At 52.0% G+C, this 26,579-nt stretch carries 25 protein-coding genes and 2 pseudogenes; 2 read left to right on the forward strand and 25 right to left on the reverse strand.

The features are described 5' to 3' along the window. Window positions 1-7: 7 nt before the first annotated feature. Genes skT53_RS05505 through skT53_RS05520 form a run of 4 tightly spaced genes read right to left on the reverse strand, consistent with a single transcriptional unit; the run spans window position 8 to window position 3,563 of the window. Window positions 8-1,156, reverse strand: a complete 1,149-nt coding sequence (locus tag skT53_RS05505) for an acyl-CoA dehydrogenase family protein (RefSeq protein ID WP_200760155.1) — start codon at window positions 1,154-1,156, stop codon at window positions 8-10. 21 nt (window positions 1,157-1,177) lie between these two features. Beyond that, window positions 1,178-1,510: an AtuA-related protein gene (locus skT53_RS05510; protein WP_200760156.1), complete on the reverse strand. Its 333-nt coding sequence runs from the start codon at window positions 1,508-1,510 to the stop codon at window positions 1,178-1,180. After that, a complete protein-coding gene (locus skT53_RS05515) occupies window positions 1,511-2,878 on the reverse strand; it encodes an acyclic terpene utilization AtuA family protein (protein WP_200760157.1) in 1,368 nt (455 codons plus the stop codon). 46 nt (window positions 2,879-2,924) lie between these two features. After that, window positions 2,925-3,563, reverse strand: coding sequence for an enoyl-CoA hydratase/isomerase family protein (locus skT53_RS05520; RefSeq protein WP_200760158.1), 639 nt, complete (start codon window positions 3,561-3,563; stop codon window positions 2,925-2,927). A gap of 116 nt (window positions 3,564-3,679) precedes the next feature. Here skT53_RS05520 and skT53_RS05525 point away from each other — a divergent pair, with 116 nt between their 5' ends. Continuing rightward, complete coding sequence (locus skT53_RS05525; RefSeq protein WP_200760159.1) at window positions 3,680-5,827, forward strand: sigma 54-interacting transcriptional regulator; 2,148 nt, start codon at window positions 3,680-3,682, stop codon at window positions 5,825-5,827. A 42-nt stretch (window positions 5,828-5,869) separates the two neighbouring features. Here the strand turns inward: skT53_RS05525 and skT53_RS19125 are convergent. The 17 genes and pseudogenes from skT53_RS19125 to skT53_RS18985 all read right to left on the reverse strand — a co-directional run. Continuing rightward, window positions 5,870-6,013, reverse strand: a pseudogene (locus skT53_RS19125) (hypothetical protein); the annotation flags it as partial. A 516-nt stretch (window positions 6,014-6,529) separates the two neighbouring features. After that, window positions 6,530-7,516 carry an MBL fold metallo-hydrolase gene (locus tag skT53_RS05530; RefSeq protein ID WP_226375347.1) on the reverse strand — a complete coding sequence of 329 codons (987 nt, stop codon included), beginning with the start codon at window positions 7,514-7,516 and terminating at the stop codon, window positions 6,530-6,532. 88 nt (window positions 7,517-7,604) lie between these two features. After that, on the reverse strand, window positions 7,605-8,003 hold the full coding sequence (locus skT53_RS05535) for an NIPSNAP family protein (protein WP_200760160.1): 399 nt from the start codon (window positions 8,001-8,003) through the stop codon (window positions 7,605-7,607). A 160-nt stretch (window positions 8,004-8,163) separates the two neighbouring features. Further along, window positions 8,164-8,352, reverse strand: a pseudogene (locus skT53_RS19130) (hypothetical protein); the annotation flags it as partial. An 80-nt stretch (window positions 8,353-8,432) separates the two neighbouring features. Further along, entirely contained in the window at window positions 8,433-8,960 is a 528-nt protein-coding gene (locus tag skT53_RS05545; protein WP_200760162.1) for a gamma carbonic anhydrase family protein, read from the reverse strand. 59 nt (window positions 8,961-9,019) lie between these two features. Further along, on the reverse strand, window positions 9,020-10,636 hold the full coding sequence (locus skT53_RS05550) for a long-chain fatty acid--CoA ligase (protein ID WP_200760163.1): 1,617 nt from the start codon (window positions 10,634-10,636) through the stop codon (window positions 9,020-9,022). Between the two features lie 231 nt (window positions 10,637-10,867). After that, the gene (locus skT53_RS05555; RefSeq protein WP_200760164.1) at window positions 10,868-12,025 is read right to left on the reverse strand and encodes a CaiB/BaiF CoA transferase family protein; all 1,158 of its coding nucleotides are present in this window, start codon (window positions 12,023-12,025) and stop codon (window positions 10,868-10,870) included. 84 nt (window positions 12,026-12,109) lie between these two features. Next, window positions 12,110-12,919 carry an SDR family NAD(P)-dependent oxidoreductase gene (locus tag skT53_RS05560; protein ID WP_200760165.1) on the reverse strand — a complete coding sequence of 270 codons (810 nt, stop codon included), beginning with the start codon at window positions 12,917-12,919 and terminating at the stop codon, window positions 12,110-12,112. Window positions 12,920-12,981: 62 nt separating this feature from the next. Further along, entirely contained in the window at window positions 12,982-13,389 is a 408-nt protein-coding gene (locus skT53_RS05565) for a MaoC/PaaZ C-terminal domain-containing protein (RefSeq protein WP_200760166.1), read from the reverse strand. 18 nt (window positions 13,390-13,407) lie between these two features. Further along, window positions 13,408-13,863, reverse strand: a complete 456-nt coding sequence (locus skT53_RS05570) for a MaoC family dehydratase N-terminal domain-containing protein (protein WP_200760167.1) — start codon at window positions 13,861-13,863, stop codon at window positions 13,408-13,410. Window positions 13,864-13,875: 12 nt separating this feature from the next. Continuing rightward, window positions 13,876-15,021, reverse strand: a complete 1,146-nt coding sequence (locus skT53_RS05575) for an acyl-CoA dehydrogenase family protein (protein ID WP_200760168.1) — start codon at window positions 15,019-15,021, stop codon at window positions 13,876-13,878. Between the two features lie 59 nt (window positions 15,022-15,080). Further along, window positions 15,081-16,643, reverse strand: coding sequence for a fatty acid--CoA ligase (locus skT53_RS05580; RefSeq protein ID WP_200760169.1), 1,563 nt, complete (start codon window positions 16,641-16,643; stop codon window positions 15,081-15,083). Window positions 16,644-16,660: 17 nt separating this feature from the next. Continuing rightward, complete coding sequence (locus tag skT53_RS05585; RefSeq protein ID WP_200760170.1) at window positions 16,661-17,806, reverse strand: acyl-CoA dehydrogenase family protein; 1,146 nt, start codon at window positions 17,804-17,806, stop codon at window positions 16,661-16,663. Window positions 17,807-17,901: 95 nt separating this feature from the next. Next, window positions 17,902-19,086, reverse strand: coding sequence for an acetyl-CoA acetyltransferase (locus skT53_RS05590; protein ID WP_200760171.1), 1,185 nt, complete (start codon window positions 19,084-19,086; stop codon window positions 17,902-17,904). Further along, window positions 19,083-20,591: an OB-fold domain-containing protein gene (locus skT53_RS05595; protein WP_200760172.1), complete on the reverse strand. Its 1,509-nt coding sequence runs from the start codon at window positions 20,589-20,591 to the stop codon at window positions 19,083-19,085. The genes skT53_RS05590 and skT53_RS05595 overlap by 4 nt, the downstream gene beginning before the upstream one ends. 40 nt (window positions 20,592-20,631) lie before the next feature. Then, the gene (locus skT53_RS18980; protein WP_318978596.1) at window positions 20,632-20,925 is read right to left on the reverse strand and encodes an AMP-binding enzyme; all 294 of its coding nucleotides are present in this window, start codon (window positions 20,923-20,925) and stop codon (window positions 20,632-20,634) included. Window positions 20,926-20,929: 4 nt separating this feature from the next. After that, window positions 20,930-21,343: an AMP-binding protein gene (locus tag skT53_RS18985; protein ID WP_318978597.1), complete on the reverse strand. Its 414-nt coding sequence runs from the start codon at window positions 21,341-21,343 to the stop codon at window positions 20,930-20,932. Window positions 21,344-21,619: 276 nt separating this feature from the next. On the opposite strand from skT53_RS18985, the gene skT53_RS05605 reads away from it, so the two are divergent. Next, a complete protein-coding gene (locus skT53_RS05605; RefSeq protein ID WP_200760173.1) occupies window positions 21,620-22,609 on the forward strand; it encodes a BtrH N-terminal domain-containing protein in 990 nt (329 codons plus the stop codon). 11 nt (window positions 22,610-22,620) lie between these two features. Here skT53_RS05605 and skT53_RS05610 read toward each other — a convergent pair whose 3' ends face one another. From skT53_RS05610 to skT53_RS05625, 4 genes are all read right to left on the reverse strand, one after another. After that, window positions 22,621-24,150: an acyl-CoA carboxylase subunit beta gene (locus skT53_RS05610; protein WP_200760174.1), complete on the reverse strand. Its 1,530-nt coding sequence runs from the start codon at window positions 24,148-24,150 to the stop codon at window positions 22,621-22,623. A gap of 42 nt (window positions 24,151-24,192) precedes the next feature. Then, the gene (locus skT53_RS05615) at window positions 24,193-24,867 is read right to left on the reverse strand and encodes an enoyl-CoA hydratase-related protein (protein ID WP_200760175.1); all 675 of its coding nucleotides are present in this window, start codon (window positions 24,865-24,867) and stop codon (window positions 24,193-24,195) included. Window positions 24,868-24,891: 24 nt separating this feature from the next. Then, on the reverse strand, window positions 24,892-25,104 hold the full coding sequence (locus skT53_RS05620; RefSeq protein WP_200760176.1) for an acetyl-CoA carboxylase biotin carboxyl carrier protein subunit: 213 nt from the start codon (window positions 25,102-25,104) through the stop codon (window positions 24,892-24,894). Window positions 25,105-25,178: 74 nt separating this feature from the next. Then, window positions 25,179-26,522, reverse strand: coding sequence for an acetyl-CoA carboxylase biotin carboxylase subunit (locus skT53_RS05625; protein WP_200760177.1), 1,344 nt, complete (start codon window positions 26,520-26,522; stop codon window positions 25,179-25,181). Window positions 26,523-26,579 lie beyond the last annotated feature (57 nt).

The following is a 26,579-nucleotide window of genomic DNA, read 5'->3' on the forward strand; positions in this document are numbered from 1 at the left end:
ACCCCCTCTACAGTTCCATCTGTTTGGCTATAATTTCTTTCATGACTTCATCCGTCCCTGCCCCGATCCGGTACAAACGCACATCACGCCAGATTCGTTCAATCGGGTTTTCCTGCATATACCCGTTGCCGCCAAAAATCTGCAGCGCCCGGTCTGCCACCCAGCAAGCGGTTCTTGCTGCTTCCAGCTTCGCGATCGAAATTTCTTTTGACGGCACTTCTCCCCGCGAAAACCGGTAGGCGGTCGCATATGTCAACTGCCTTGCGGCTTCAATCCGTGTCGCCATCTGAACCAAAAGGTGACCGATCACCTGATTCTGTCCGATACTTCTGCCGAATGCCTGACGGCGTTTCGCATACGCAAGCGCCAGCTCGTAAGCGTGCTGCGCCATGGCCACCGAACCGGCTGCCGCAATCAACCGTTCCCCCTGCAGTTCCCACATAATCTGATAGAATCCTTTGCCTTCTTCCCCCAACAGATTCGCATGCGGTACCCGCACGTTTTCCAGAATCAACTCCGCTGTATCTGAAGAGCGCATCCCCACCTTATCCAGTTTGCGGCTGACCGAAAAACCAGGCCGGTCAGTCTCAACCAGAAACAGACTGATTCCCTTATATCCCTCACCGGGTGAAGTACGCGTCACCAATACGACAAAATCGGCCCGCGGCCCGTTTGTAATAAACATCTTGCTGCCGTTAATTACCCATTCGTCCCCGTCGCGAACGCCTTTCGTTTCAATCGCGGCGACGTCCGAACCGTGATTCGGTTCCGTAATGCCAATCGCCGCCAGTTTTTTGCCTTCCAGTGCCGGTCGCAGAAATCGTTCATGCTGGTCTTTATTGCCAAACTGCAAAATCGGCGGCGTCGCCATCTCCACCTGTACCGATACGGCCATCGGGAATCCGCCCGCCCCACATCGCGCCAATTCCTCGGCAAGCACAATCGACATAAAATAATCGCCGCCCTGTCCGCCCACTTCCACCGGATAACGCAGCCCCAGAAATCCCAGTTCCCCCATTTGCCTGATCACTTCAAGCGGAAACTCGCCTTTTTCTTCCCACTCATTGATGAAAGGGGTCACCTCTTTGGCGACAAACTGGCGGATCGCTTTCCGGACCTCATCATGCTCCTTCTTAAAAAAAGGACTTTTCGTCAACTGTTCTTCCCTCCGTTTCTTTCACCACCAACTGTTATCCGGCACTTTTACTTCCATCCGAAGCAGATTCGAGCTGAAACATTTACCCAGATTATCCATCCGAATCGACGCAGAACCGCCGCCATTCAATGCTTCCCGGCAGATAAAATTGATCGCCCGCACATTTGGCAGCAGGTAACGGGTAACCTCCCCCTCTACCAATCCGGCAAAATGGGCTTTCACCCGTTCGCAAGTCACTTGCTCTACAAATAGATGGTACAGATCGTCGTTCGGGGCAAATAAAGCCACATTTACCGTGTTGCCTTTGTCGCCCGAGCGGGCCTGCGCCAAATAACGGAGCTGCATGTTCGCCATTCAATCCACCTCCGAAATCGATACCTGTACACGACTTTCTATCAAATCACGGGGAATCAGGCACGACCACATCCCCAACAGCTCCCTCGGCTGCATCATGCCGGTAAAACCGCTCATCGTCGGCGGTCCATTCAGTGCCAACGGCGGAAACAAACGGCCTAATTTGGCCGCCTCTTCTTTCGTCCGTGTTCGGACAGCCACCCGCAGATACACTTCGTTTAACTCTTCCTTCGGCAGATTCACCGTCGGCCCGTGCAATGAGTTGTATCCCATATAATCGGTACGGATTTCATCATACTTCAATCCCATCCGATCGATCTGCTTGCGAACGATTCGGTCGGCTGCCTCCGCTTTGGCCAATGCGTCCGGCCAGGAATAACCGGCGATTGCCTGCCCGACAAATCCATCCAGATAACCCATGACCACCTTCAAATGATCAGGCCGGCGTTTGCCGCGCGCACCGGTGACGCGAACCTGATCAGGTCCCGTGTCTTCCAGCCGCACATCGGTCATGTCGAGCACCACATCAGGCGTCACGTAGGCGGACGGATCGTGAATTTCATACAACATTTGCTCTTTAACCGTATCCACGGAGACAAGTCCACCCGTGCCATCCGTTTTGGTGATCAAAAACTCGCCGTTTTCACGCACTTCCGCCACCGGAAAGCCGATCCGGTCCAGATCGGCAACCGCCTGCCAATTGCCGCTGAAGTTGCCGCCTGTCGCCTGACCGGAACATTCCATCAAGTGCCCCATCAGGATGCCATGCGCCATACGATCCCAATCATCTTCCCGCCAGCCAAACTCATGCACCAACGGTGCCAAAAATTGCGCCGAGTCGGTGGTCCGCCCCGTCACTACAATATCGGCGCCTTGCCGCAACGCCTCTACGATCGGCTGCACCCCGAGGTACGCATTGGCAAACTGGATGCGATCCAGCACCTTGTCAATTTTTTGGCCGGTTTCCATATGATCAAGCGTTATACCCTGCTGCCGCAGTTCCGGAAGCCGATCCAACAGATCATCCCCCGTGACAACCGCCACTTTTAGCCCTTTGATTCCCAATTGGCGAGCGACGCGGATCACTTCCTGCTGCGCTCCCACCGGATTGATACCGCCTGCGTTGGTGAGGATCCTGATCCCTTTCTCCTTCACGTACGGCAGCAGAGCGTGCATCGCCGCCGTAATATCCCGCGTATACCCTTTCGTCGGATCTTTCTGGCGATCTTTTTGCAAAATCGCCATCGTCAACTCCGCCAAACAGTCAAAGCACAGATACTGCACGTTGCCCCGTTGGGCAGTTTCAACAGCAGGGAAAATCGAATCGCCGTAAAACCCTTCCGCCGCTCCAATCCGTATGCTTCGCATGAAACTCCTCCTCCCCTCGCGTAAAACTCCTGCTCAAGCTGCCTGCCTATCTCCCTTTAAATTGCGGCGTGCGCTTCTCGATGAAGGCACTGGCTCCTTCTTGCAGGTCTTCACTTAAGAAACTGACCACCCGCAGCGTGTTCAAATAATCCATGCTTTTTAACAAATCCATATCTTCCGTCGTATAGAACGCATCCAATCCGAGGCGGATGGCAAGCGGACTGTACTCGGCGATTGTACAGGCCAGCGACGCCGCTTCCTCCGCCAGTCTGTCAGCTGGGACAACGCGATGAACCAATCCCATTTCCTTCGCTTCCTGAGCGCTTAAAATATCGCCTGTCAGCATCATTTCAAGCGCTTTCCGATGCCCTACCGCCCGCCGAATCCAGGGCAAAATCACAAACGGCATCAGCCCCACTTTAATCTCCGTCGTACCAAACTTGGCTGTTTCCGACGCGATCGCAATGTGGCACATAGCGACCAAACCGCAGCCGCCTCCCAACGCGTGGCCGTTGACTGCCGCAATCAGCGGCTTTTTGACAGTGGCCCCCAACCGGAACAGCTCCGTGTTCGCTTTTCCCTCCTGATGATGCTGCGGAGCTGACATTAAAGCGCTTTGTGAAAAGGCGGCCAGGTCGCCGCCCGCTGAAAAAGCGCTGCCCGCTCCCTTATAGAAAACTCCCATTCCCCCTTATAGAAAACCTCGATTTCCCCATTCAAATCCCGCTCATTTTGCGGTACAATTGTAATAACATTCAGACAACTGTTCGGAAAAGTATACATTTGCCGGAGGGGATCGGGATGCTCGTATCAGACTTCATGACCCGTAATTTTGTAAGATTGCAACCGGAAGATTCGGTTCGTTCCGCGTTTGCTAAATTTTTACAGTATCGGCTCGATATCGGTTGTGTACTGCATGCAGACGACCTTTTGGACGGAATTGTGACCAAATACAATCTGTACCGGATGCTGGTAAACGGGTGTTCCCTTGAAGAACCGATAGGCCCGGCCATGATCCGGGACGTCGTGACTGTTCCTCAACATATCCCCATGCAGCAAGCCCGCGATATTCTGATTACCTCGCAGGTTGCGCATGCGGTGGTCCTCGACCAACGGCAAAAGGTAGTCGGCATTATGGCCAAAGCGGACCTGATTCAAGCTTTTCTGATGGAGTCTGAACGGTTGAACAATCAGGTCACAGCGCTCATCGAACACCTGGAAGATGCTGTCGTGGCCATCGACAACCAGCACAAGATTATCACGTATAATTCGGCAGCCGAGCGGCTTTTTCAGCAGAGACCGGAACATGTGTTAGGCGGACCTGTCGAAACGCTGCTCCCGCAAATCGGCGAAGACATTACATCTGCCCTGCAGAACCGGTTTCCGCTCGACGCCAAAAAAATTTTCCTGCCGACCGCCATTGCGCTCGCTACCTATGCCCCTGTCACCTTTCGCCAGCAGGTGATTGGAGCGATTGCGGTGTTAAAAGACCTTACCGCATACGAAAAGGTGGCCAAAGAGCTGGAAACAACCAAAAAACTGGAACGAACGCTGGAAAGCGCATTGGAAATTGCTTATGACGGGATTGCCATTATCGGTGAAGAGGGACGGATTACGATGGTGAACGACGCGTTGCTGGAACTGTATCAGATCAAACGGCATGACCTGCTGGACCGTGTCGCGGAGGACAAATTGCCGGAACTGGGGCTTTCTGAAACGCTGCGGACCGACCAGGAACGGACGAGTGATATTCAGGAAATCAAAGGACGGAAGTGCTTGATCACACGCACCCCGATCATACGTGACGGCAAGCGTGTCGGGGCCATTGCGAAAGTGATGTTCCGCCAACTTGATCATTTGAAAGACCTGTTTTTGCGGCTGGAAGATTTGGAAAACGAATTGACGTATTACCGCTCCGAATATATCCGGGCCTCCACTCAGGGAACCGCGCTTGATTACATCATCACACGCAACCCGGTGATGGAATCTCTCAAAAAACAGACCTACCTGGCGGCACAAAGTTTTTCCACGATATTGATTACAGGGGAAAGCGGCACAGGCAAAGAACTGTTCGCACAAGCGGTTCACGAAATTTCCGGCCGTCCCGGCAAGTTTGTCAAAGTGAACTGTGCCGCGATCCCTTCTGAACTGCTGGAATCGGAGTTTTTCGGATATGCGGACGGGGCTTTTACCGGAGCGAAGAAAGGGGGCAAGCCGGGAAAATTCGAACTGGCAGACGGCGGTACCCTGTTCCTCGATGAGATCGGTGATATGCCGCTCTCACTGCAGGCAAAACTGTTGCGAGTCCTGCAGGAACGGTCCTTTGAGCGAGTAGGCGATGTTCACACCCGGCATGTCAACGTTCGGATTGTAGCAGCTACCAACAAACGGCTGGAAGAACTGATTGAGCAGGGGAAATTCCGCGAAGATCTTTACTACCGAATCAATGTCATTCACTTGACCGTTCCGCCGCTTTGCGAGCGGTTGGAAGATCTTCCGGTCTTATGCGACCACCTGGTCCGCAAGCTGAACCGCATACTGGATAAAGAAGTGATCGGCGTGCGTCCGGCCGCATTAGAACTTATGCGGAATTATCGCTGGCCCGGCAACGTACGGGAGCTGGAAAACGTACTGGAACGTGCGATGAATCTGGAAAGTTCAAACTGGATTGAAGCGCATCACCTGCCGCAAAACTTGCTGTCTGTCAATACGGGAAACCCTCCTGCTTCTTTTCTGCCTCTTGACCGCTTCCGTGCGTTGCCTGCAAACGCAGCCAACAAGCGCGACATTATAGCAGCCGCAGAAAAAGACCTGATTTTACGCGTGTTGCAGGAATGCGGCGGCAATCGCACACATGCGGCCAAGCATCTCGGCATCAGCCGCTCCACCCTCTACCAGAAAATGCGTATGTATCACATTACAGAAAAAAGCCTGTTTCAGGCGGAATGATAACCTCGTCCCAAGTCCAGTTCCTTTTTCTTTCGTCGAATAATAAGGGGTTCCCAGCCGATTGATTTGCTCTGGGGTCATACCAATGCCCGTATCGCGAATTAACAATACAACCGTATTTCCTGTCCGGTTTGCCTTAAATTCCAGAATACCTTCCTTCCGGCGAGCGAGAAAGGGGTTGTACACAAACCGGCAACACTGATGGTATGGCGAATTTTCCGCTCCTGTTCTTTTACAAGAACATTATTAAATAAAAGTTCGATTTTATCGGTCAATGAGAGATAGATCATAAGCGTCACCAGTTTAATAAGAGTACATATAATCATTGCGTTAATAATTTTACAGCGCAATTTTAAAGAGTGATATTTTTCCAAAAATAAAATAACCAATAAATATGTTGGAATGATGGAAATACTATACAGAAGATTATTTGGATTTCCTAACTATATAGAATTTCGACCAAACCATAGCAGATCCTCTCCCGTAATTCCGTAAGATATCACTCGATTCAGCAATCCCAATTATGGATATTTACCCCAACAAGATAATGGTGCCAGCCAGTAAAAAGTGAATTGGTTTCAGCAAAAACGAAACGAAATGGCTCCTGCGGTACGAGGAACCATTTCGTTTTATCCAGCATTATATGGATTTCCGATACCCGCCACACCGGGCTGTGCTGACACCTAAGGATGCTGTTTATTATTACCGCGCCAGATACCATATGACTCCATCTTGCTCCTCCGCCACCGCTTGACCGCGTTCCAGCAGCAGGTCAAGGTGGCCGATCACCTCTGACATCGTCAATCCCAGCTCTTTCTCATAGGCCCGCGGGAACAGGCGCTTACAGATCGCAAACGGAGTGAGCGGTTCTTCCAGCAGCCAGCTTCTGATTTTAGCCGCACGTTCATCTTGCTGTTGCAACCGTATATCGACAAGATCCGCCACATCAAATACCTCTTCCCCATGACCGGAAAACACGGTTGTGATCGGCAGCGCTTTGCACTTCAACAAAGATTCCCGATACTGCAGAAGCGTTTTCGGTCTTTCTTCACCGGGACTCGCTGGAGGTTCAACAATCGCGTTCGATGAAACATGTTTGATAATATGATCGCCGCCGATCAGCACACCGTCGCTTTCCCGAAACAGCCCAATATGAGACTGGGCGTGACCGGGCGTCTCGTAAACATGCCATTCCTCCAGACCTGGGATCAGTTCCCCTTCCCGGAATGTATCGGTCAACCGAACACGGCAAGAAACACGATTGATCATCTTCTGCTGGTGTTCCAATCGAACGATCAAATGCTCTTCCACGTCCATTCGACGATACAATTCTTCAAAGTACTCCCGATGTTTCCGGAAAAATTCTTCCTCCTGCGCTACCCACGGAACCGCCAACGGGTGGCCATAAATCGGCAAATCCTTTTGTTCCAAAATCCGGTCCAACAGACCGCAATGATCCACATGATGATGCGTCAACACCACCTGGTCAATATCCGCCAGGGAAAATCCGGCCTGTTTCAACTGACTTTCAAATGCCTGCCAAGCATCCTCCGTTTTCGGACCGGCGTCGACCAGCGTCACCGCATCCCCTTCCACCACATACACATTCACAGGACCAACAGGAAAAGGAGTCGGAATGACCAATTTATGGACATTTTCGATCTTCGTCATCAACTGCGCTTTACCCATACGGCATCCTCCTTTCACTTATATAAATGAATAACCATTCATTTTATGGCGTAAAAAAAATGAAGTTCAACGAATTGTTTTCTTATTCCTATATTATCGGCTTTTCAGCCAAATGACAACCGTACAGCAAAACCGGATGAGGTTTTCCCCTCATCCGGTTTCCGATGGCAGCTGATTGAATAGGTGAAAAGGTGGTCGGATAGAGAATCTTGGATTCCTGCTTTTCGAGTAATGGCAACGCCTTTGAAATGAAGTTTTCCAACCATTCGGGATCGTTATACAGCGCTTTCCTTCTTTCAGACCGAATATCGAGACTCTCATATTCCCATATATGGATGATTTGATTTAACTCGCCAATTTCCGTATACCAGTAGCCAATCAATTTTGCGTATTTTGCAATGATGGGAAGCCCAATCTTCTCAAAAAGCTGCAGGTACTCCTGCATTTTACCGATTTTGACCGAGTACGTTCTCATTTCGTAAATCATTTCTTCCTCCTTGTTATTTACGCGATTACCCATGATAAGACCGCTGAATGATACCTTGTATATCACTGGCCGTTGTCAGTCGCGGATTGACCAAGACATTGCCGCTTCGCATGGCATCCTCCACAAGCTTTGGCAATACGTCTAATGAAACTCCGATCCATCACGGCTTCAATTGCCTTTTCCGCCGCTTCCGGTACGGATAGCCCGGACGTATCTTTTCCCAATGCTTCCCAATCAGTTTCATTGCTTGCAGAGCGAAAGCCTCACTGACCGGATTCGCTGCTTTGGAAACATAAGATTCGATCGCATGCGTCAGCACGTCCATACCTGTCGCCGCTGTAATTGCCGGAGGCAGCTTGATGTAAGAAGCGGATCCAGAATCGCAAATTTCGGAAACAGGTAGGCAGAGTCATAGACAGATACCCTGTTTCAAATTCCGGTTACATCGCCGATCCCCTGTTTCAGATACCGGTCTTTCAATTCGACATACGCTTTCGAGCTTTCCTGCACCCACCAGAGGGATTTCCCCTCCAGCGTTTTTTTCACTTGTGCGGGTGTACCGGCTGCCAGAACACGGCTGGGAATGTCGGCATTGTTTGGCACTACACTGCCAGCCGCGATCACCGTTTCCTCCCCGACGGTCGCCCCGTCCAGCACAACCGAATTCATGCCGATCACCGAACTGCGCCCGATTTTGCATCCGTGCAAAATGGCGCCGTGGCCGACCGTAACGTCTTCCCCTACATAACAGGGAGTATCTCCGATGTGAATGACACAGTTATCCTGAATGCTGGAACGGGCTCCCACCACGATCGGGCCAAAATCTCCTCTGAGCACGGCACCAAACCAAATACTGGCTCCTTCTTCCACCGTCACGTCGCCAATCAAAACGGCTGTCGGTGCGAGAAACACATTGCTTGCAATCTTCGGCCGTTTTCCGTTAAATTCATAGATCATCGAAAATCCTCCCTGGCAATCATCAGTTGCGAAAAAAGGGTCAGGAGCAATTGACTGCGCTACATACGTATTAGATGATCTTTATACTGCTCCCGCAATGAACGTTTGAGAAATTTGCCAACCGAAGTTTTGGGGATTTCGTCAAGGAAAACGATATCATCCGGCACCCACCACTTGGCAAACTGACCCGCCAAATAGTCGAGCAGTTCCTGTTTTTCCACTTGATCCTTAAAATCCGGTTTTAGCGCAACAAATGCAACCGGCCGTTCATCCCATTTCGGGTGCGGCACGGCAATCACGGTCGCTTCAAACACTTTCGGATGAGCCATCAGGGCATTTTCCAGATCAACCGACGAGATCCATTCGCCGCCGCTTTTCACCAGGTCTTTTGTGCGGTCAACCAACTTCAGATATCCTTCTTCATCGATTGTTGCCACATCGCCCGAATGGTACCATCCGTCAATAAACGTTTCTTTGCTGCGCTCATCGTTATAATATTCGTCGGCCACCCAAGGACCGCGCAGCCAGACTTCGCCCATTTCCTGGCCATTCCAGTTGACGTCGCCGTTTTGACCGACCACCCGCATTTCCAAACCCGGTACCAACATGCCCTGCAGAGACCTGATATCGAGCAACCGGTCGACCGGCAGGTGTTGATGATTGCTGCGCAGGCGGGAGACGGAAGCAACAGGCGCCGTCTCTGTCATTCCATATGCGTGGATGAAGGGGATGCCGAATTTTTCCTCGTACGCTTTGATTAGGCCGCGCGGCGCTGCTGAACCGCCGCACAATACGGCGCGCAGGCTGGATACATCATACGGCTGCTTTTCCAGCACCTGCAGGACACCTGTCCAGATCGTGGGCACGCCGGCTGCCGCCGTTATTTTTTCTGACTGGATAAGTTCAAGCAGAATTTGCGGTGTGGGGCCTGCTCCCGGCAGAACCAGCTTGGAACCGAACATGACAGCTGCAAACGGTATTCCCCATGCGTTAGCATGGAACATCGGGACAACAGGCATCACTGTATCGTTTTCCGAGTAGGCGATTGTGTCTGCCAACCCCATGCACATCGTGTGCAGATAAATGCCCCGGTGAGAATAGACAACTCCTTTTGGATTGCCGGTAGTTGCCGATGTGTAGCACATGCCAGCCGCTTCATTCTCATCGATATCGCTGCGGAATTGGAAACCCGGATCGCCCGCCTCCAGCAGCTGTTCATACGAATAGACCGGATGCAGCGCGGTTTCCGGCAGCTCCGGGTTGTCTGTCATGATGACAAACGCCTTTACCGTCGGAATCTGATCTTTTACTTTCTCGATCAAGGGAATCAGATCTTCATCAATCATCAACACCTTATCTTCCGCATGATTGATGATGTAGGCGATATGTTCGGACGACAAGCGAATATTAATCGTGTGCAAAACCGATCCAATGCACGGAATGGCAAAATACGCTTCCAGATGACGGTGCTGGTTCCAGGCAAATGTAGCTACCCGATCACCGCGCTGCACCCCAAGCGTTTGCAACGCACTGGCAAGACGCCGGGCGCGTTTGCCAAAATCGGCGTACATGTATCGAAAAATACCGGAAGCCTTGCGGGTGACCACTTCTTTTTTCGGAAAGTATTTTTCCGCGCGTTCGATCAACAAGCGAAGTGTCAACTGCGTGTTCATCATGGGAGTTCCCCCTCCTTGGTTGAATATAATAAATTTTCTGATAAATAACGCTTCTATCGAAGCATATTCAAGAAGAAGCGGCGTCGAATAGAGGAAGTCTTTTTCAACAGCCGAAAGTATAAAAATGGTGATGGAATATCACATTTTTATACTTTCCAAGCTGTTAAAATATTCTGTGCAGAGAGGAAATTTCCCTTCTTTTCCATGAAACCCACACAATTTTTGTAAGACTCATACGACCCCCTGATTCCTTAACTCCCCGATTTCCTCCGCTGAAAGCTTCAGCACGGTGGCAAGCACTTCCTCTGTATCCCGCCCCAGAAAAGCGGCAGGTTCAGTGCGCAAATCAGGCTGGTAGCCGCCTGCCGATGTATGGGTAACCGCCAAAGAGATCCCATCAGCCGATTGTTGACGTTCGACAAGTCCTTTTTCTGCCGCCTGCCGATGTTTCATCATCTCACTTGTTGTCAGAATGGGCGCCATACAGCAATCCACTTCTTCCGCAAAACGGCTCCACTCAGCGAACGTTTTACTGCGAAACGTTTCTTTCACCTGCACAAAAATCGGATTCGTGTCCGCTGCCGCGCTAAAATGAGCTGCGATCCACTCTTCACGCCCGACGGCGCGGCAAAAGTTCTCCCAAAACTTTACTTCCAGCGCACCCAGACTGATAAACCGTCCTTCTTTTGTTTCATAGATGCAGTAGGAAACGATACTGCCGCCTAACTGCGGAACGCCTGTCTCTATCCCGGTCAGGTGCTGAATCATTACATGGTTGGCCATCAGTCCGATCATCGCATCTGTCATGGAAATGTCGAGAAAGGATCCTTCTCCTGTCAACTGCCGTTTGACAAGCGCCGCGCAAATCGCTTCCGATGCGGTTATGCCGCCAATCAGATCGGCGAACTGGATGCCCGGCTGGATAGGACGCCCTGCCTGATCCCTTAATTGGGACAGCACGCCGCTGTACGACATATAGTTGATATCATGACCGCCAAGATCTTTAAGCGGTCCAGTCTGTCCGTAACCGGTGAGCGAACAGTAGACAATGTCCGGTTTCGCCTGCCGCACTTTTTCATAACCGATTCCCATCACATCTGCCACACCGGGCCGGAATCCTTCGATCACGACATCTGCCCGGCTTGCCAAACGAAACGCCAATTCCTGACCGCTCGGGTGTTTCAGATTGATCGTAATACTTTTCTTGCTGCGGTTATTGGCGAGAAAAACAGGACCCGTCCCCGACTGCTGACCTACCAATCGAGCCGGATCGCCGCTTTTGGGAGGTTCCACCTTAATGATTTGCGCCCCCATTTCCGCAAGCCGCTCAGTGGCATAAGGTCCTGGCAAGTACCGCGAAAAATCGGCCACAACGATCCCCTTTAGCATCGGCGTCACTCCCTTCATTCAAAACACTTATGTATCAATCCTGCGGCAACCCGGTTCCAACGGGCTGCCGCAGCTTACTTGCTCTTACGTGTAGGATCCTCCGTTCATATGCACCACTTGGCCGTTCGTGTAGTTCGAAAGCGGGGACGCCAGAAACAAAATGACCGACGCTGCTTCTTCCGGCGTGCCTGCACGGCGCTGCGGAATGGCTTGTTCAAACATTTTACGAACTTTGCTGGGAATCCCGACCGCCACGCCTTGAACGGTCTCGCCTTTTTCTTTTTCCTGCGTCAAACGGGTATCTACTAAACCGTATGCCACCGCATTCGTATTGATGTTAAACGGTCCCCACTCTTTGGCAACCGTTTTGGTCAGACCGATCAAGCCCGATTTTGCGGAAGAATAGTTGGCCTGCCCCACGTTGCCAAATGCGGCAACAGACGTTACATTGACGATTTTCCGGTAGTTGGTGATGCCTTGCTCGATTTCCGTTTTTGCGGCGTCCCGCATATAAGGAGATGCTTCCCGGATCATGCGGAACGGTGTAATCAGATGTACATCGAGCATTTTCTGGAACTGTTCATCTGTCATTTTGTGAATCAGAGCGTCCCACGTATAACCCGCATTGTTGACCAATATATCCAGTCGGCCGAACGAGTCGATCGCGGCCGCAATCGCCCGTTTTGGAAAATCAGCCGCTGTTACATCCCCTACAACGCTGACGCCTTCACTTCCTTTTGCACGGATGGCAGCGATCGTTTCCTCTGCCGGACCCGCATCGAGATCATTTACGACGACTTTGGCGCCGTGTTCGGCAAACAATTCTGCAGTTGCCCGACCGACACCTCGCCCGGAGCCGGTAATAATGGCTACTTTACCTTCCAACATTTTCATTTGCTTCCCTCCCCTTTAACGATAATAATTGGCTGCTTCTCCTGCTTTCCATCGCCCTGATACTACAGGGCCACTTCAAACTCACCTTTCAGTTTGGTTTCACCCGCCTGATTTTTCGCCTCGACTGAACAACGAAGACGGTTTTCCGAACCCGCCGTGATCTGCTCCAACACTTTCCCTGTGACGATAATCTGTTCACCCGGTCTTGTCATGGCGGTGAAACGAACACCGAATCGGCGCAGATTTTTGCGCGGAATCCAGGTGGTAATCGCCCGGCCGGCCAATCCCATAATCAGCATGCCGTGTGCAATAACGCCGCCCAGACCCGCTTTTTCCGCGATCGGAACCACCGTGTGAATCGGGTTGAAATCGCCCGATGCACCCGCATATTTGACAAGTTGGATGTGTGTGATTTCCGGCGACTCAACAACAGGAAATTCCTGCCCGACTGTTACTTGCGATTGTTGCATCGCTTATGCCCCCTTTGGCTAATGTCTTTCGATAATCACCGAACGGGCGACCAACACTTTCTCTCCCGCCTGGTTGGTGTATTCCGTTTCCAGCGTGAACAGGTTCATGCCGCCGCTGCCGCTCGCTTTGGAAACCGCATTTTTGACCGTTGTCCGGCCCGTAATCTGATCGCCCGGATAGATATCGCCAAGGTATTCATATTCCTGCTCTCCGTGCAGCACCTTCAGCGGATTGATATCAAGCGCCTTGGTCATCTCAAAAAAGTCGGTACCGCCCCACATTTCAATCACCGTCGCATAGGTGGGCGGGATCGGCGAATCGGCAAATCCCTCCTGTTCCGCGCGCAAACGGTCATAATAAATCGGATTCCCGTCGCCGATCGCCATGGCGAACTCGCGGATTTTACCGCGTTCGATGGCAAACGTAAACGGTTCAAACTGTTTGCCGATGATGCCGCTGAAGTCTCTGCTCATGCATGTTCCTCCTTACAGCCCCATGTTTTTGGCTATGATCGTTTTCATGATTTCATTCGTTCCGGCATAAATCGCCGAAACGGGGATGTCCCGGAAACGGCGTGCAATCGGATATTCTTCCATATATCCATAGCCGCCGTGCAGCTGTACGCATTGGCTGGCCACCCGTTTGGCCATATCAGTAATCCACCATTTTGCCATCGAGACACGTGTCACGATTTCTTTTCCTGCCATATGATCCGCGATTAACTGATCGAGGAAGGCGCGACCGACTTCTGCTTCGGTCGCCATTTCCACAATTTTGAACTGTGTGTTCTGGAATTTGCTGATCGGTTGACCAAACGCTTCCCGCGTTTTCACATACTCGACCGTCATTTTAATCATTTCTTCCGCCGCCACCTGCGCCGCGATCGCCACAATCAGCCGTTCCTGCTGCAGCTTATCCATCAGATATTTAAAACCTTGGCCTTCTTGTCCCAACAGGTTCGAAACAGGCACACGGCAATCTTCAAAAATCAATTCTGCCGTGTCCTGGCTGTGCAGCCCGATTTTGTTCAGTTTGCGTCCTCGGGAGAAACCGGGTGTATCGCGTTCCACCCAGATCAAACTAATTCCTTTGTGTTTGGGAACCGCATTCGGATCTGTTTTAACCACGACAAGCACCAGATCGGATTGAATGCCGTTTGTAATAAATGTTTTCTGGCCGTTTAACACATAATGATCGCCGTCTCGAGCCGCCGTCGTGCGGACGTTTGCCAGATCGGAACCTGTACCCGGTTCAGTCATTGCAATGGCGGTGATGATGTCGCCGCGGGTGCAGCCGGGCAGCCAGCGCTGTTTCTGTTCTTCCGTTCCGTATGAAGTGAGATACGGAACCACAATATCGTTGTGCAGGCCGATTCCCACCATACCGGAGCCGACCCTCTCCAATTCCTCGTTAATAACCACCGAATAGCCCCAGTCCGCTCCGGAACCGCCGTATTTTTCATCGACATCGGGACAGAGGTAGCCTTGATCCCCCATCTTTTTCCAGAAGGAACGGGGAATCATCCGCTCTTCCTCCCATTGGTCAAAATAGGGAACCGCTTCCTTCTCCAAAAACTTGCGCAGCGTGTTTCTAAACATACGATGTTCTTCTTTCAAATATAAATGACTCATAGTTCTCCTCCAGTCTTCACATGATGTTTATGGATTTTCGGCAATCTGTCAGAGAGGCGTCAATTCACCTGTCGTCCGTTCGTGCTCCAGTATTGGTCGCGGAGTGTCCGCTTGAGAATTTTGCCGGCCCCTGACTTCGGCAATGCATCAACAAAATCCACCGATTTCGGAACCTTGTAATTGGCCAGCGACAACCGGCAGTGCGCCATCAATTCTGCCTCACTCGCCGATTGACCCGGTTTCAGGACGACGACCGCTTTAATCGCTTCGCCCCATTTTGCGTCCGGAATTCCAATGACAGCCGCTTCTAAAACAGCCGGGTGGGTGTAAATGACGTTCTCTACTTCCACCGAGTAGACGTTCTCCCCGCCGGTAATGATCATGTCTTTTTTGCGGTCGACAATGTAAAGAAAACCGTCTTCATCTATCGTTGCCATGTCACCCGTATAATACCAACCATCCTTCAATACGGCAGCCGTTTCCTCCGGCCTGTTCCAGTATCCTTTCATGATGTTGGGAGCTCTGGCAACAATTTCGCCAACTGTGCCGGGTGGAACAGGATTTCCGTCAGGATCGACCACCTTGATCCGCACCTGAAAAACGGGCAATCCGCAGGACGACAAGCGTCTTGCATCCCGTTCATCACCATCCAGCACGTGATGTTCCGCAGACAGGGAGGTAAGCAACGGAGACGCTTCTGTCATACCGTATCCCTGACCGAATTCGCAGTTTAGAACCTGCATCGCTTTGCGCAACACTTCCGGCGGAATCGGCGACGCCCCGTACGCGAGCCGTTTCAGCGAGGACAAATCGTATTGATCCAAATCGGGATCGTTGACCAGCATGTTGATCATCGTCGGTACCAATAACGTATGTGTGACTTTGTCTCGCTCAATAGTTTCCAGCACCTTCTGCGTGTCGTACATGCGAACATGAGAATGGGTGCCGCCAAGCATCGTCAAAGCAAATGTGCTGCCGCCGTCCGCCAGATGGAACATCGGTGCTGCATGCAGATAGACGGTATCTTTATTGTATTCGGAGTTCATCCCGACCTGGAATGCGTTGACAGTCAGATTTTTGTGTGTCAGCATCACGCCTTTCGGCGCTCCGGTGGTGCCGCCTGTATAATAAATCCCGGCCACGTCCTGCTCGTCGATCTCGACAGACTGCCAGACTGACAGCCGATCGATCAGATCTTCATAGGATAAGGCATCCACCCCTTCTGTCATTTGCGGTGCCGCCAGTACATAGTGGTTAACCGTTTGCATCTCTTGCCGCACCGCCTGAATAACGGGTACAAATTCACGATGAAAGAACAATACTTTGGCGCCCGAATCGTTGATCATAAACGATACTTCCGGCGGCGCCAACCGCACATTTAACGGAACCACGATCGCTCCGCAAACCAAACTGGCGTACAGAATCTCAAGATAATGAAAGCTGTTCAAGAGCAGCATGCCGACCCGGTCGCCTTTTTGAATTCCCATTTCCTGCAGGGCGCCCGCCAATCGCGTCACACGATGCCCGAATTCGCCGTATGTGAACTGCACATCACCGTCAAGTATGCCGATTTTATTCGGTTTGTTGCGTACCGTATTCCAAAAGCCCGTGGTCAAGATCATACTTTTTCCCCCTACGGTTACAACCCCATATTTTTGGCGATGATCGTTTTCATGATTTCGTTGCTGCCGGCAAAAATGGCGCTGACCGGCGTGTCGCGAAATCTTCTGGCGATTTTGTACTCTTCCATGTACCCGTAACCGCCATGCAGTTGCAAACACTGGGAAGCGACTCGCTTGGCAAGCTCTGTGGTCCACCATTTGGCCATTGACACTTTGGTGACGATGTCTTTGCCTGCCATATGTTCTTCAATCAGTTGATCGACAAACACGCGCCCAATCTCGATTTCTGTAGCCATTTCGACGATTTTAAACTGTGTGTTTTGGAACTTGCGGATCGGCTGTCCGAACGCTTCCCGCGTTTTGACATAATCGACCGTCATGTTTAACATTTCCTCCACGCCAATCATCGCGCCAATGGCCACCACCAGCCGCTCCTGCTGCAGTTTTTGCATCAGGTATAGGAATCCTTGCCCTTCACGGCCGATCAGATTGTCGGTCGGCACCCGCACTTCTTCAAAAATCAGTTCTGCCGTATCCTGGCTGTGCAGCCCGATTTTGTTCAATTTGCGGCCCCTCGTAAAACCGGGCATGCCGCGTTCCACCACTAACAAGCTGACCCCTTTATAGGCCGGAACTGCTTTCGGATCTGTTTTGCAGGCGACAATCACCAGATCGGACTGAATCCCGTTTGTAATGAACGTTTTCTGGCCGTTCAGTACATAATGGTCGCCGTCCCGGATGGCGGTGGTACTGATGCGGGCCAGATCAGAACCGGTTCCCGGCTCTGTCATGGCAATCGCGGTGATGATTTCGCCTGTTGTACATTTCGGCAGCCAGCGCTGTTTCTGTTGATCCGTTCCGTATGCTTCGATGTAGGGAACGACAATATCATTGTGCAGACCGAATCCTCCCAAGCCGCCGCCGATTCGTGACATTTCCTCCGAGATGACCACCGAATACAGCCAATCTGCGGATGCACCGCCATACGCTTCATCAAGTGTCGGGCAGAGGTATCCCTGTTGGCCCATTTTGATCCAAAGAGAACGGGGAATCAGCCGATCTTCCTCCCACTGGTCATAATACGGCGCCACTTCTTTGTCCAGAAACTGACGGAGCGTTTTGCGAAACAGTTGGTGTTCTTCCTTAAAAATCGTACGGTTCATCCAACCCTGCCCCCTTTCGCATTTGCCTTGCGAAACAACTACTTCCCTGTTTCACTGACTCCCCTGTCTGAGTGACTCCCCTCTCCCTTGCTCTGCTACCCGATTTCCTTGCCGACGATCGAAATGAACGATACGCACTGCCAGGGAAATCCGCCGAGATTGTGCGTCAGGCCGATTTTCGGATTGTCGAGCTGCCGTTTGCCGGCTTTGCCTTGAAATTGCAGCCACATTTCATACAGCATCCGAAGCCCGCTGGCACCTATCGGATGACCGAACGATTTTAATCCGCCGTCCGGGTTGACAGGCAGTTCGCCCTCCAGATCAAAAACACCGTTTAACACATCTCTCCAGGCCTGCCCCCGTTCGCTGAAACCAAGATCTTCATAAATCACCAGTTCGGTCGGGGTAAAGCAGTCGTGTACTTCCGCCATGCTGATCTGTTTGCGCGGCTCCGTAATACCGGCCTGTTGATAAGCATCTTTGGCGGCCCACACATTTTCCCGGATCGAAGTAAAATCAAAATCCTGCCGCAGTCTGCCGTCCCCAGGCCCGGCGGCAATCGTCAACGCTTTCACATACATCGGGTCTTTCCGGAATTTGTGAGCATCCTCCGCGCGGACGATAATCGCTGCCGCTGCACCATCCGCCACGCCCGAACAGTCCATAATCCCAAGCGGAGCAGCGACCGTCGGCGATTTCAGGATCGATTCGATCGGCACCTCGCTGCGGAACTGCGCTTTCGGATTGAGTGAACCATTCCGGTGGTTTTTCCAGGCGATACGGGCCAACACCTCTTTGCCCTGCTCCGAATCCAAACCGTACTTGTTAAAATAGGCCGGTGCCAAAAACGAGAAGGCAGCAGGCGCCGTAATGTCAGGTGCTGTCCCGTCCGAATCGGGGCCCGTGACCGCCAATCCGCTGTAGCCGGAATCTTTTAGCTTTTCGACGCCGATGGCCAACACCATATCGTAAGCACCCGCCGCCACCGCATAGCACGCGTTGCGAAACGCTTCGGAACCGGTCGCACACATGTTTTCCACCCGGGTTACCGGCAAGTATTGTGTTTTCAAGGGACCTGACAATGTCAATCCGGCAAGCCCGGATGTGAATGTGCCCAACCAGCATGCTTCGATGTCGGTTGGTTCGACGCCCGCATCGGCAAACGCTTCATATGCGGCCTCTACCAGCAAATCTTCGACGCTTTTGTCCCAATGTTCAGCAAACCGGGTGCAGCCCATGCCGATGACAGCTACCTGATCCTTGATTCCTTTGCGTCTCATGACCGTACCCCCTCTGTTGCTTTCGTTTTGTTCGACTCATCTGCAGATTGCGGATTTTGCGCTGCCTGGTTGGCACCTTGCCCGCCTGCAACCGCGCGCTTTGGTTTCGCCTTCCAGAAGTAATTGTGAATACTGCCGGCCGCATACAAACGACGGAACGTCATATCCAATTCCATGCCGATTTTCATTTCGGCAGGATCTACATCTGTCACTTCGCAAATCACCCGGCCGCCGCCGTCAAAATCAACTACCGCAACAACGCTCGGTGGCGCCGGAGTGGCCGCCAGGTGATCGATTGTAAACGTAGCCACCTTTGCCGATTTGCCGTAAAAACGGTATTCGACCATCTGGTCGACCGCCTGACACTGCACACACACCCGCTGTTTCGGAAACTGCGGCGTCCCGCAGGCCAAACATTTCGATCCGTAAAACCCCAGATTCTGACGATAATTGCGCTGCATGGCCGGTACCGATGGACGCGGTGTTTCCGGTCGTCTGGCCGGTTCGGTCTGCAGAATTCCTTTCCATTTCAGATAGTTGTTATATTCCAGATGGTTGTCTTTCGGCTCCAGATGACCGCTGATCGCGCGTCGGGGAGACAGGTTGCGGATCGCGTCGGTCACTTCAAACAGAATGGCATCGCATCCTTCGCCGAAATTCACAAACAGGATTCGTTCACCCGGTTGCGCCTGTTCCATTGCGGCAGCCAACATCATCGGCGCATGAGCGGTACCGGCCATTCCCACCCAATCTACCAACTCATCCTGAATCTGCTGCGGCTGAAAACCGAGTCCGTTCGCCACTGCCAAAGCAGCGCGCGGATTCGGGCCAGTGATCACCAGTTTGGCAAAATCGGCTGGCTGCAGCCCGCTTGCCACCAGAATCGTTTGCACCGTCTGTGCGACAGTTTCGGCATACACTTTTTGCACGAAGCGGTCTTCCCAGCTTTTTTCGAACCGATCGTCCTGACTGCGCCAGTTTCCGATTTGTTCCTGTGTGCGGCTGCTGATCGACTTGACTTCCGCTATCACTTCCGGGCCTTGCCCGATCAAAAATGCGGCTCCCCCGTCCCCGAACAACTGCTCATTTTGGCCCTGCGGAGCGCCTAACCGGCAATCTGCCGCTGCCACCAGTACGCGGGTTGCCCCTGCTTTTACCGTATCAAAAGCGGCAATCATCGCCGAAGAAGCGGCGCGCAAGGATCCGCCAAAATCGGATGCACGGACTTCCGGCTGCAGATCAAGCGCAGACGCAATCGTCGCGGAAGACTGTTTTTCCAGATAAGGCGCTGACGTGGTGGCAAAATACAGCGCGTCCACCGAATCGGTTTCAAATCCCTGCAGGCTGTCAAGCGCGGCGCTGACAGCCAGCGATACACTGTCTTCGTCAAAGTTGGCTACCGCTTTCTCCCCTTTGCCGGGGCGATCGCCGAACGCCTGGCCGATTTTTTTTCGTTCCAGACGGTTATAGGGTATATAGGCGCCATAGGAAACCAATCCCACCATGTGTACCTCTCCTTTTCGTGATTCGTCTAAGAGCTTGCTCCTACTTCACCTGCGGCTGTTCTATCAATTCCTCGCGCAGTTTGTATTTCAACACTTTCCCCGATGCGTTGCGGGGAATTTGATCGACAAGGAAAAGTTTGCGAGGGATTTTGTAGCCTGCCAGAGACTGACGGCAAAACGCTTGCAATTCCTCCAGATCGATCGTCTGGCCCGGTTTTGGCACAATGACGGCCGCCACCATTTCACCCCAAACTTCGTGCGGCACACCGATTACCGCTGCTTCCAGCACGGACGGATACCCGTACAACACCTGCTCGACTTCCACCGAATACACATTTTCACCGCTGGCCCTCGATTGCCGGTTGACCGACAACGATCACATGGGCGTCGGCGGGTACCGTTGATCGCGCCTCTTCAATCAAATTTGCAAATTCCGCATCACAGACCACCATCACGGAATCGGAATGATCGAGAATGTAATTGACTTCTGTGGCGGTTAGCCGAAAATTGACCGGAACCAGCACCGCCCCCGCTTTGGCGGCCGCAAAGAAAGCGATTGCAAAATAATCCGAGTTTTTCATCATCAGGGACACTTTTTGACCTTTTTGCAGCCCGAGCGCTATCAACCCGTGCGACAATCGGTTCACCAACCGGTTAAACTCTCCGTACGTGTAATCGCGCCCTTCACAGGTCAGCGCCCATTTATCCGGGTGCCGTCTTGCATTTCTCGCCAAACAACTGCCGATGTCCATGTTTTCACCCCATGTGTGTTCCATTGTGTTCCCTGAGATTGCAAATTTTGTGCCAATGGTTTCATTGTTGATTTTGTACGCGGTCCGCAGGGAACAATGTTCAAATTCGTCCCGTTTCTTACACCAAATGTTCGATTATCCGGACACTCAACAACAAGTGTCCGATTTTTTGTACAGTTGTTTTTTTCAAACAGCAAGGATTTTTACAGACCACAAGGAATTTTGCTTATCATTTCTAAGTAATGTTTACAAACCAACATATGGGGGGAGTTTATGATGCGCCACATCGTTAACGATTTCATACATCAGGCGGGAGTCCATTGCGGTTCTACGGCGCTTGCCGACGTAATGCGATACAACGGATTTTCCTTGTCGGAACCGATCTGTTTTGGGCTCGCCTGCGGATTGGACTTTCTTTATATCGAATCGGACACCGCATCTCCTTCCCGTTTCTTTAACGGACGTACACACACAATGGAACCGGTGTTGTTTCAAAATATCGGCATGGACATCCACTGGCAGTCTGGCGATGAGTTTCCGGCAGCCGCCATCAAGCAAAATTTGGACAAAAACATTCCGGTACTCGCTCTGACCGATCTGCATTACCTGGAATACTACAACACGAAGACCCATTTTTCGCTGCACGGCATTGTAATCGCCGGGTACGATGACGAACGGCGCGTCTTTTTCGTCGCAGACACGGAACGTGACGGTTTGCAGGAAACTTCTTATGACAACCTGGCCCATGCGATGGACTCCAAGGAAGGTTCGGTGCCGCTGGCAAATCATTGGATGGCTATCGAACAGATCCCTGCTTTTGATTTGGTTGTCTCCATGCAAAAGGCAATTGTAATGAATGCGAAACGGATGCTGCAGCCGCCTGACCAAACGAGCGGTTTGCCCGCCCTGCGATCGTTTGCCTCCCGCATGGAAAAATGGGATCAACTGCCCGATTGGAAATGGGTCGCCCGATTCGGCTATCAGGTGATCGAAAAACGCGGCACGGGCGGCGGCGCTTTTCGTAAGATGTACGCCACCTTTTTGCAGGAAGCGGAACAACTGTTGAAAAACGAATCGTTCCGTCAACTGCAGCCATCCGTTAAAATGAATCAACTCTCTCTGAAGTGGACCGATTTGGCAATGGTTCTGAAAGAAATCAGTGAATCTGACCAGCCCGATTTTACACCGGCCGTTTCGATTGCCCGCGAAATCGCGGATAGTGAACAACTGTTTTTTGAAAACATAGAGCTTGCTTTCCGTGCCTGACTTCCCAAAAACTAAACCGGATACACCGGATGTTTTCGGTCCGAGAACGTCAAGTGCTTGGAGGCATAAGCGGCAAACCGGGCGGATAGCTCGTCGCGCAGGGAATTCGCCGGTATAATGCCATCGATCACCATTTCAGACGCCAATCGGTAAAGATCGATGTCTTTTCGGTATTCCTCCCGTTTCTCTTCGATAAACGCGGCCCGCTCTGAATCTGGCAGTTCTGCGATTTTGTTGGCATATACCGCATTCACCGCCGCTTCTGGTCCCATCACTGCAATCTGGGCGGTCGGCAGCGCCAGGCAGCAGTCCGGTTCGAAGGCGGGTCCTGCCATCGCATAAAGCCCGGCACCATAAGCTTTCCGAACAATCACAGAGATTTTGGGTACGGTCGCTTCCGACATGGCAGAGATCATTTTTGCGCCATGCCGGATAATACCGGCCCGCTCCACTTTGGTGCCAATCATGAAACCGGGCACATCCGCCAGAAACAAAAGCGGAATGTGAAACGCATCGCACAACGTAATGAACCGGGCCGCCTTATCGGCCGAATCGTGAAACAGCACACCGCCTTTGACGCGCGGCTGATTGGCGATAATCCCAATCGGCCGCCCTTCCATGCGCGCCAGTCCGGTAATCAGTTCCGCTGCAAACAGCTTCTTGATTTCCAGAAACGATCCGTCATCCACAATCCGTTCAATCAGATCGTACATGTTGAACAGCGCATTCTGATTTACCGGGATGATCTCTTCCAGCGATTTTTCAAACGGTTTTACCGGTTTTGCTTCCACACAGGGCGGCCGCTCTGCAAAATTGGCCGGAAAATAAGACAAATACCGGCGCGCAAACGCGATCGCTTCCTGCTCGTTGGCCGCCAGAACATCGCCGCAGCCGGATACAGAGCAGTGCATGCGGGCACCGCCCATTTCCTCCAGACTGACCTGTTCGCCGATTACCATTTCTGCCATGCGTGGCGATCCCAGATACATGGAGGCGTTTCCATCGACCATGACGACAATGTCGCAAAACGCCGGGATATACGCTCCCCCCGCAGCTGACGGTCCAAACAGTAGACAGATCTGGGGAATTTTGCCCGACAGCTTCACCTGATTGTAAAAAATTCGCCCGGCTCCCCGTCGGCCTGGGAACATTTCAATCTGGTCGGTGATTCTCGCACCTGCCGAATCGACCAAATAGAGCAAGGGCACCCGCATTTTGTCAGCCGTTTCCTGAATCCGGACGATTTTCTCCACCGTGCGCGCTCCCCAAGAACCGGCTTTCACCGTCGAATCATTGGCCATCACGCAAACCGTCTGTCCGTTAATTTTGCCGATCGCTGTCACCACCCCGTCTGCCGGCAGGTCGTCCGCCAGACAGTTGGCAAACAGAGCATCCTCCAGTTGGAAGCCGGGATCAAACAGCAACTCTAACCGCTGCCGGACAAACAGTTTGCCGTCCTCTTCATTCTTCCGGTGATATTTGGGAGCTCCGCCTTGCTTGATCCGCTCGATCCGTTCCTTTAATTCTTTTTCCAATGACAAAAGACTCTCCCTCCTTCTCCGCCCTCGCCAAGTGTCACGTGTTTACTCTCCTCGATAGACAGGGGGGCGCTTTTCCCGAAACGCCTGCAACCCTTCCAACCGATCTTTCGTAGGAATCGTAAGTTCATAGGCGCTTCCCTCAATGGCCAACCCGCTGTGCAAGTCGACATCATATCCCCTGTCAACTGCAAACTTTGCCTGCGCCACCGCAATGGGCGCATTGCGGGCAATTTGTTCTGCAATCTGCAGCGACTTGGCAATCAGTTCTCCACCGGGCATTACATATTCAACAAGACCGATTGCCAACGATGTTTCGGTAAGGCCGAATTTTGCCTGTTCGGACGCGATTCGAATATCACACGCCAGGGCGAGTTCGGTGCCGCCGCCAAACGCAACGCCGTTCACCGCCGCAATAACCGGCTGCGGCAGCAGTTCCAGTTCGTTGATGTTGTTTCTGATTAAAGAGAGCGTTTTGCGAACCTGTGTAGGATCCATCGCCGCCCGCTCTTTCAAATCCGCTCCGGCACAAAATGATCGATCGCCCGCCCCTGTTACAATTACACAACGAACAGAACGGTCAAATTTGATGTCAAAAATCGCCTCGTGCAGTTCATAAAGGAGCTGCAGCGAAAGAGCATTGGCCGCCTGCGGCCGGTTGAGTGTCAGAACCGCGATGCCGCTGTCCCGTTTTTCCAATAACACCGATTTTGTCTGCATCTGCATCCCCTCCCGCTCCTCCGGCTACTCGAATTCAACCAGCAGATCCCCCTCGTTCACAAAATCCCCTTCCTGCACCTTTACCGCTTTCACCGTGCCGGCTGTCTCCGCCTCAATCGGGATTTCCATTTTCATTGATTCAAGAATGACAACTTCCTGTCCCGCTTCTATCTGGTCACCTGCCTGCACCAACACTTTCCAGACGTTTCCTGCCATACTTGCCAATACCTGATTCATGAGAATCCCTCCACACCTATTTAAATAAAAACATTTGTTTGTGACTGCTGCCGCTTGGCGTTGCGGCACATCCTTCACTTCCTCTGCAGATGAACCGTTACAAAATCGGTTGTCGTATCCCCGCTCCGAAATGCCGGATGTGCGGCCACCTGCTGCAGCATCGGGATATTTGTTTTAATCCCTTCCACGTGATAATCGGCAAGCGCTGACTGCAACCGGTCAATCGCTTCCTCTCTCGTATCGCCCGTTACAATCAGTTTTGCAATCATCGGATCGTAAAAAGGGGTTACGACCGAGCGTTCGTTCACCGCAAGCTCATGGCGAATTCCCTTGCCTTCCGGAACTGAAAACTTTGTGATGGTACCAGGCGACGGGAAAAATGTTTTCGGATCTTCCGCATAAATCCGCACTTCAATCGCATGTCCCTGCCGTTTTACGTCAGATTGTCCAAAAGTGAGCAATTGCCCTGCCGCAATTTGCAGCTGCCATTCCACCAGATCCAGGCCGGTAATCTCTTCTGTCACCGGATGTTCTACCTGCAAGCGCGTGTTCATCTCCAGGAAATAAAAATTTCTGTCCGTATCGACCAAAAACTCAATCGTGCCGGCATTGGAGTAACCAAGCGACTTGGCTGCCCGGACGGCCGCCTCCCCCATTGCGATGCGGGTTGTTTCATCCAAAAAAGGCGAGGGCGCCTCTTCCACCACCTTTTGGTGGCGGCGCTGAATCGAACATTCCCGCTCCCACAAGTACACGGTGTTTCCCGCTTTGTCAGCAAGAATCTGTATTTCGATATGGCGGGGATTCTCGATATATTTTTCAATATACATGGCCCCGTCCCCGAAAAAGTCGGTCGCCCGTTTTTGGTTCCCCGCAAACGCCTTGCGAAGTTCCTCCTCGCTGCGGACGATCTGCATGCCGATGCCGCCACCTCCGGCAGACGCTTTCAGCATCACCGGATAGCCCATTTTGCTTGCGACTTGCGCCGCTTCTTCCTCATCAGCGAGTGGATGGGTGATGCCGGGAACCACTGGTACACCGACCTCTTCCATCGCTTTGCGGGATTCAATTTTGCTTCCCATGCGGGCAATTACGTCAGGGCTCGGGCCAATAAACACAATCCCCGCTTCTTCACAGCGGCGGGCAAATGCGGAGTTTTCCGATAACAGCCCATACCCCGGATGGACCGCTTCCGCCCCCGTCTGTTTTGCGATTTCAATAATTTTATCAATGTTCAGATAACTATCGTTGACACGAGACCCTCCAATCAAATAAGCCTCATCCGCTAACTTGACGTGCGGCGCTTCCGCATCTGCTTCCGAGTAAACGGCCACTGTCTTTACATTCATCCGTTTGCAGGTGCGTATGACGCGAACCGCAATTTCTCCGCGATTGGCAATCAAAATTTTGTCGAACATCCGTATCCCCCTATCCACGCTGAATGCCATCCTCGTACACTTTATTCTCCTATTTCT

It is taken from the genome of Effusibacillus dendaii (assembly GCF_015097055.1).
GTDB lineage: Bacteria > Bacillota > Bacilli > Tumebacillales > Effusibacillaceae > Effusibacillus > Effusibacillus dendaii.

Excerpts from the sequence above, each read along its gene's own strand:
- skT53_RS05575 (WP_200760168.1), bottom strand. The coding sequence starts at position 15,021 with ATGAGTCATTTATATTTGAAAGAAGAACATCGTATGTTTAGAAACACG.
- skT53_RS05590 (WP_200760171.1), bottom strand. The coding sequence starts at position 19,086 with ATGAGACGCAAAGGAATCAAGGATCAGGTAGCTGTCATCGGCATGGGC.
- skT53_RS05525 (WP_200760159.1), top strand. The coding sequence starts at position 3,680 with ATGCTCGTATCAGACTTCATGACCCGTAATTTTGTAAGATTGCAACCG.
- skT53_RS05535 (WP_200760160.1), bottom strand. The coding sequence starts at position 8,003 with ATGATTTACGAAATGAGAACGTACTCGGTCAAAATCGGTAAAATGCAG.
- skT53_RS05585 (WP_200760170.1), bottom strand. The coding sequence starts at position 17,806 with ATGAACCGTACGATTTTTAAGGAAGAACACCAACTGTTTCGCAAAACG.
- skT53_RS05605 (WP_200760173.1), top strand. The coding sequence starts at position 21,620 with ATGCGCCACATCGTTAACGATTTCATACATCAGGCGGGAGTCCATTGC.
- skT53_RS05555 (WP_200760164.1), bottom strand. The coding sequence starts at position 12,025 with ATGCTAAAGGGGATCGTTGTGGCCGATTTTTCGCGGTACTTGCCAGGA.
- skT53_RS05560 (WP_200760165.1), bottom strand. The coding sequence starts at position 12,919 with ATGAAAATGTTGGAAGGTAAAGTAGCCATTATTACCGGCTCCGGGCGA.
- skT53_RS05530 (WP_226375347.1), bottom strand. The coding sequence starts at position 7,516 with ATGGGTAAAGCGCAGTTGATGACGAAGATCGAAAATGTCCATAAATTG.
- skT53_RS05615 (WP_200760175.1), bottom strand. The coding sequence starts at position 24,867 with ATGCAGACAAAATCGGTGTTATTGGAAAAACGGGACAGCGGCATCGCG.
- skT53_RS05545 (WP_200760162.1), bottom strand. The coding sequence starts at position 8,960 with ATGATCTATGAATTTAACGGAAAACGGCCGAAGATTGCAAGCAATGTG.
- skT53_RS05620 (WP_200760176.1), bottom strand. The coding sequence starts at position 25,104 with ATGAATCAGGTATTGGCAAGTATGGCAGGAAACGTCTGGAAAGTGTTG.
- skT53_RS05520 (WP_200760158.1), bottom strand. The coding sequence starts at position 3,563 with ATGGGAGTTTTCTATAAGGGAGCGGGCAGCGCTTTTTCAGCGGGCGGC.
- skT53_RS05570 (WP_200760167.1), bottom strand. The coding sequence starts at position 13,863 with ATGAGCAGAGACTTCAGCGGCATCATCGGCAAACAGTTTGAACCGTTT.
- skT53_RS05625 (WP_200760177.1), bottom strand. The coding sequence starts at position 26,522 with ATGTTCGACAAAATTTTGATTGCCAATCGCGGAGAAATTGCGGTTCGC.
- skT53_RS05550 (WP_200760163.1), bottom strand. The coding sequence starts at position 10,636 with ATGATGAACACGCAGTTGACACTTCGCTTGTTGATCGAACGCGCGGAA.
- skT53_RS05510 (WP_200760156.1), bottom strand. The coding sequence starts at position 1,510 with ATGGCGAACATGCAGCTCCGTTATTTGGCGCAGGCCCGCTCGGGCGAC.
- skT53_RS05580 (WP_200760169.1), bottom strand. The coding sequence starts at position 16,643 with ATGATCTTGACCACGGGCTTTTGGAATACGGTACGCAACAAACCGAAT.
- skT53_RS18985 (WP_318978597.1), bottom strand. The coding sequence starts at position 21,343 with ATGGACATCGGCAGTTGTTTGGCGAGAAATGCAAGACGGCACCCGGAT.
- skT53_RS05515 (WP_200760157.1), bottom strand. The coding sequence starts at position 2,878 with ATGCGAAGCATACGGATTGGAGCGGCGGAAGGGTTTTACGGCGATTCG.
- skT53_RS05595 (WP_200760172.1), bottom strand. The coding sequence starts at position 20,591 with ATGGTGGGATTGGTTTCCTATGGCGCCTATATACCCTATAACCGTCTG.
- skT53_RS05565 (WP_200760166.1), bottom strand. The coding sequence starts at position 13,389 with ATGCAACAATCGCAAGTAACAGTCGGGCAGGAATTTCCTGTTGTTGAG.